Annotated in this window: 5 protein-coding genes; 1 reads left to right on the top strand and 4 read right to left on the bottom strand. The window is 74.3% G+C overall.

All coding sequences use genetic code 11. From position 1 onward, the window contains the following. The coding region (locus tag G3I42_RS37755; protein ID WP_164288489.1) for an ATP-binding protein at positions 1-132 on the top strand (132 nt) is incomplete at its 5' end. Between the two features lie 32 nt (positions 133-164). Here G3I42_RS37755 and G3I42_RS22020 read toward each other — a convergent pair. From G3I42_RS22020 to G3I42_RS22005, 4 genes are all read right to left on the bottom strand, one after another. Beyond that, entirely contained in the window at positions 165-1,406 is a 1,242-nt protein-coding gene (locus G3I42_RS22020) for a DUF1501 domain-containing protein (protein ID WP_164288487.1), read from the bottom strand. Positions 1,407-1,531: 125 nt separating this feature from the next. Then, positions 1,532-2,983, bottom strand: a complete 1,452-nt coding sequence (locus G3I42_RS22015) for a DUF1800 family protein (protein ID WP_164288485.1) — start codon at positions 2,981-2,983, stop codon at positions 1,532-1,534. Between the two features lie 194 nt (positions 2,984-3,177). Beyond that, positions 3,178-4,377: an acyl-CoA dehydrogenase family protein gene (locus G3I42_RS22010; protein WP_164288482.1), complete on the bottom strand. Its 1,200-nt coding sequence runs from the start codon at positions 4,375-4,377 to the stop codon at positions 3,178-3,180. A gap of 145 nt (positions 4,378-4,522) precedes the next feature. Then, the gene (locus G3I42_RS22005) at positions 4,523-5,080 is read right to left on the bottom strand and encodes a hypothetical protein (RefSeq protein ID WP_164288480.1); all 558 of its coding nucleotides are present in this window, start codon (positions 5,078-5,080) and stop codon (positions 4,523-4,525) included. Positions 5,081-5,251: the final 171 nt, after the last annotated feature.

The following is a 5,251-nucleotide window of genomic DNA, read 5'->3' as shown; positions in this document are numbered from 1 at the left end:
CACGGCGAGGGGACGGGGCTCGGTCTCGCCATCGTGGCCGCCGTCGCCGGGGCGCACGGCGGCACCGCGGCGTGCACGGCCGCGCCCGGTGGGGGCGCCCTGGTCACGGTGACGCTGCCCGCCGCGCGGTGAGCGGGGCAGCCGGACGGGTCAGCGGGGCCGGTTCACAGGAAGGCGAGCGTCTTGTCGTAGCCGTCGAGCACCGCGCCCGGATCGGTGCCGAGCACCTCGCGCAGCAGTGTCGCGTAGACGGCGCGGAAGTCGGTCGTCGTGCGCAGGTCGTCGTCCGTGAGGTCGTCGAGCGCGGGCTGTTCGCCGTGGAAGCCGCCGCGGACGGGTTCGCCGAGGACGAAGAGCGGTCCGGCCGTGCCGTGGTCGGTGCCCTGGTTCGCGTTGGCCTTCGGGCGGCGGCCGAACTCGGAGTAGACGGCGACGACGACCTTGCGGCCCGCCGCGGTGCGGCGCACGCGGGTCAGGAAGCCGCCGAGGTCGCGGTCGAGCCCCGCGAGCAGCCGGGACTGCGTGCTCTTCTCGTTGGCGTGCGTGTCGAAGCCGCCGAGGCTCACGCTGTACGCGCGCGTCGAGACGCCGGCCTCGATCGCGCGGGCGACGACGTCGAGTTGTGCCCCGAGCGCGCTCTCGGCCCCGGCGGAGCCACCCTCATTCCCCTCGGTGCTGTCGTGCTCGTCGCCCTCGTCGGGCGTGTCGTCGCCTTTCGCGTCGAAGGACCGGGACACCTGGCGCAGGTCCGCGAGCGAGGTGGCGGCCCTGCGCAGCAGCGGGTGGGCGTCCTCGTCGGTACGGGAGAGTTCCGCGCACGTGCGCTGCCACGCGTCCGGCAGCGGCTTGCCCCCGAGGCGCACCGCGGCGCCCGCCGTCTTCGTCCCCGCCATGAGCGGGGGGAGCGTCGCGCCGACGGAGACGCCCTTGAGCGGGTCGCCGTCCCCCGCGTGGTCCAGCCAGCGGCCGAGCCAGCCGGAGGGGACCGGGCCCGCCGGTGAGGCGGTCTGCCAAATGGCCATCGAGCGGAAGTGACTGTGGTCGGGCTCGGGGTAGGAGACGCCGCGCACGACGGCCAGGTGCTTGTCGTCCCAGAGCTTCTTGAGGTTCTTCAGGCCGGGGTTGAGGCCGAGGCCCTCGCCGAGCGGCAGCACCTCGTCCTCGGCGTAGGCGAGGTCGCCGCGCAGGTCCTGGTAGTGCGGGTCGGCGGCGGGGACCAGAGTGTTGAGGCCGTCGTTGCCTCCGTAGAGCGTGACGAGCACGAGGGTGGACGCCTCGCCGTCCGGGGCGCCGGAGCCGGTGGCGAGGAGTTCATCCACGCCCCAGGCGCCCGCCCCCGCGGCGAGCGCCGCGCCGGCTGTCACGCCGCTCGTGACGAGGAACTTGCGTCGGGTCCAGGTGTCCACGGGAGTTGCCTTTCGGTGCGGTGACGGCGGCGGTCGTCGCGGTGAGCGGCCGTCGTCGCGGTGCGCGCGGCGGTGACCGCGGCGGTGCGCACGGTGGTCTCGCGCGGTGGTCTCGCGCGGTCCGCTCAGCGCAGGACGAGGTGTTCGGGGGCGGTCAGGGCGATGGCGGTGACCCGCATCGGGTCGCGGGCCGCGGCGGTGAGCACCCCGCGCGTCGCGGCGCCCCACTCCCCCACGCCGAGGGTGCGGGCGAGCAGTTCGGGACGGTCCTTGGCGGCCGTCCTCTCGATCTCGCCCAGGTCGGCCCGGCCGACGAGCGTCCGCGCGAAGCCGATCCTGGCCTGGGCGGCGGAGGTCGTCAGCCAGGCGGCACCCGCGGGCCAGCCGCCGACGCTGTCCGGGGCGAAGGGCACCTGCCCGAGGCCGGTGAGGGTGTGGAGCAGGAGTTGCGCACGCTGCTTCTCCGGCAGGTCCCGGGGCCGGACCCCCAGCGCGCGCAGGCTGCCCACCACGTACTCCACGGGCTGCTTCACGAGGACGTTGGCGGGATCGGCGAACGCCGCGTCGGTGAAGAGCGCGCGGAACAGGGCGGTGGTGTCGCGCTCCGCGCCGTACGCCTTGACCAGCCGGGCGAGAGCACTCCTGGAGGGCTTGTTCTCGTTGCTGACGAGCGCGCCCCACATGCGCCCGGCGACGTGGGCGTGCGAGGCGGGCAGCGCCACGAGGTGATCGACGAGGGACCGCGCGGTGAAGTCGGCCGTCTTCCCGACGACCGTCTCGGGCCCCTTCGCGTGGCGGGCGGCGCGGAACACCGGTTTCCACGGGTTCGCGTGGCGGTCGAGCGTCCAGCCGGTGAGCGCCGCCGCGGCCTGCCGGACGTCGGTCTCGCTGTAGTTGCCGACGCCGAGCACGAAGAGTTCCATGAACTCACGGCCCAGGTTCTCGTTGGGCGCCTTCGCGGTGCTGCCGTCCGCGTCGAGCCACACCATGAGGGCGGGATCGACGACCATGGCGCGCGCGAGGGTGCGGAAGTCGCCGCCGCCGAGCCGGCGCAAGGTCTCGTTCTGCTGGAGCATCGCCGCACCGGATTTGACCTTCTTGACCGAGGTCGCCCAGTGGTTGTGCCACAACAGGGTGCGCTTCTCGGTCCACGGCCGTTCGGTGGCGACCATCCGCTCCAGCCACCACAGCGTCAGTTCCTCGCGCTGCTCGCGCAGCACCTCGCGGTAGTGCTTGCGCACGGGGTCCTTGTGCGGGTCGGTGCCCTGCGTGTCCTGGGGGGAGGGCGAAGCGCTGGGGGCCGCGGCCGGGGATTCCTTCTCCTTCTTCCGCTTCTTCGCGCCCTCGCCCTTCTTCTTCCGCCGCGCCGCCTCGCTGTTGCGCGGGGGCAGCGGCCCGAAGTGCGGCGCGGGGACGGCCCCCTGATCGTCCCCCGCGTCCCGCTCGCCGAGCAACCGGTCGAGTGTCGCGTCGAAGCCCGCCTTCTCCGCGGCGTCCACCGCGTCACCGCCCGCGTCGAAGCCCGCGCGTTGCAGCAGCCGCGTCAGGTGCGCCCTGGAGTCGAGTGTCGGTGCCATGAGGACGAGGTTGCCCGGGCCACGTCCCGGAGGGGTCGGCGGACGGTGGGAAAACGGTGGGAATGCGGGCGCGGTGTGCGCTTGACCGTGCGAAGCGGACCGGTTCCGCCCGCTGCCCCGCCCACGGTGCGGGAGTCTCACGCACCGAGGGCGGGGCAGGGAACCGGTGGCGCGCCAGGGTCCGGCGCGCCTCCTCACACGAAGGCGCTCAGGCCCGTCGCCGCGCGGCCCACGATGAGCGAGTTCATCTCGCGCGTGCCCTCGTACGAGTACAGCGCCTCCGCGTCGGCGAAGAAGCGGGCCGCGCCGTGGTCGAGGAGGATGCCGTTGCCGCCCAGGACCTCGCGGGCGCGGGCGACGGTCTCGCGCATCCGGGTGGTGCAGAACATCTTCGCCAACGCGGCCTGTGCGTCGCTCAGTTCGTCCTTCTCCTCCAGCGCGGCGAGCCGCACGGCGAGGGTCTGGCAGGCGGTGATGTCGGCGAGCATCCGGGCGAGGAGGTCCTGCACGAGCTGGAAGGAGCCGATGGGGCGGCCGAACTGCTCGCGCTCCACCGCGTACGCGCGCGCCGCCTCGTACGCGCCGAGCGCGCAGCCCGTCGCGGTCCAGGCCACGGCCGCGCGCGTCACGCGCAGGACCCGGTTCGTGTCGGCGAAGGACTCCGCGCGCTGGAGCCGGTCGGCCTCGGGGACGCGGACCCCGTCGAGGACGAGGTGGGCGTTCTGCACGCCGCGCAGCGCGATCTTGTGCGGGATGACCTCGGCGCTCAGCCCCTGGGCACCGTGCTCCACGACGAAGCCCTTGACCTGGTCGTCGGCCACGTCCCGCGCCCAGACGACGAGGAGGTCGGCGAAGGAGCCGTTGCCGATCCACTTCTTCTCGCCGTCGAGCACCCACGTGTCGCCCTCGCGGCGCGCGGTCGTGGTGAGCCCGGCGGCGGTGCCCGAGCCGACGAGGGGTTCGGTGAGCGCGAAGGCGCCGAGCTTCTCCCAGCGGGTCATCGCGGGCAGCCAGCGGGCCCGCTGCTCCGGCGAGCCGCAGGCCCGTACCGAGCCCATCGCCAGCTCGGCGTGCACCCCGAAGAACGTGGCGAACGACGGGTCGACACGCGCCATCTCCATGCCGAGCAGGCCCCGGAAGAGGCTGCTGCGGGCCGGTACGCCCTCGTCGTCGCCCTCCTCGCCGGTGATCCCCAGCTCCGCGATGTGCCCGCGCAGGCTGACCGGGCTGCGCCCCGCCTCCCACAGCTCGTTGGCGTGCGGCGCGACCTCGGCGCGCAGGAACTCGCGTACGTGCTCCAGGAGTTTGCGTTCCTCGCCGTCCAGCAGGGCCACGACCCCGAAGAAATCACCCTCGACCGCGCCCGCTTCGCTCCCGTGCCGCCGCTCCGCCATGGTCCGCACCGCCTTCGTCCCGCCGTGCCGCCGTACGGCACGGACTTGCTCATTGCCGGCTTGATCGTTACTGGCGGGTACCCCGTGGAGGGCGGGAGCAGTCGTGGCCGTCCGCCGGGCCACCTGAATGCCGGGGCCCGCACCCTCAATGCCCCGCGAGCACCTTCACCCCGGCCACGAAGACGCCGATCACCGCGTAGAGCACGGCCGAGAACACGGCCCGGGGAACGCCTCGCCCGGCGCGCCGCCCGCCCGCGTACCCCCACGCCGCGAGCCCCGCGACCTCGCTGCCGACCGAGATCCACAGGGCGGTGTCCAACTCCATGGCGCCGAGCGCCGAGAGCGCGGTCAGGAGGAGGGGTCCGGCGGCGGAGGTGAGCAGGGGGCTGCTCGTGTAGAGGGCGTGGCGCACCGCATGGGAGCCGAGCTCGCGGGAGTGCGCGACAGGGTGCGACTGGAGGTCGGCGACGAGGGTCGCGAGCCACAGCCCGAGCGCGGTCGCGGCGACGGCCACGGCGACCCCCTCGTGACTGGGGTGCGCGCTCTGCCCGTACCCGACGAGGACGGCGAGCAGGCTGAGCGAGGCATAAATGCGCTCCTTGACGCGCTCGCCGAGGACCTCGGGGCGGGAGAGCGGGTCGGGGTCGCGGGTACTGCCGGCGGGTGCCCGGAGGGCGTCACCGGGGTGCGGTTCGGGGGACACGGGGGCACTTTAGGAGGGTTCCGGCTGAAAACGCCCGAATCCGCGTGGTTCCCGGGCGGATTCCCCGCCGCCGGGACGGCGGAGGCGGGGTCGGCCGGTCGTCGGGCGGCCCGCCGTTCGACGGCCGGCGTCACGCGGCCCGGCGCTCCCCCACGGCCCCGGGGTCCCGCT

This window comes from Streptomyces sp. SID11385 (assembly GCF_010548245.1).
Lineage (GTDB): Bacteria > Actinomycetota > Actinomycetes > Streptomycetales > Streptomycetaceae > Streptomyces.
The sequence above is the reverse complement of the archived record's forward strand: the minus strand, read 5'-3'. Positions and strand labels throughout refer to the sequence as shown.

What these genes read in the sequence shown, in the direction of transcription:
- G3I42_RS22015 (WP_164288485.1), bottom strand. Translation starts at nt 2,983, where the DNA reads ATGGCACCGACACTCGACTCCAGGGCGCACCTGACGCGGCTGCTGCAA.
- G3I42_RS22010 (WP_164288482.1), bottom strand. Translation starts at nt 4,377, where the DNA reads ATGGCGGAGCGGCGGCACGGGAGCGAAGCGGGCGCGGTCGAGGGTGAT.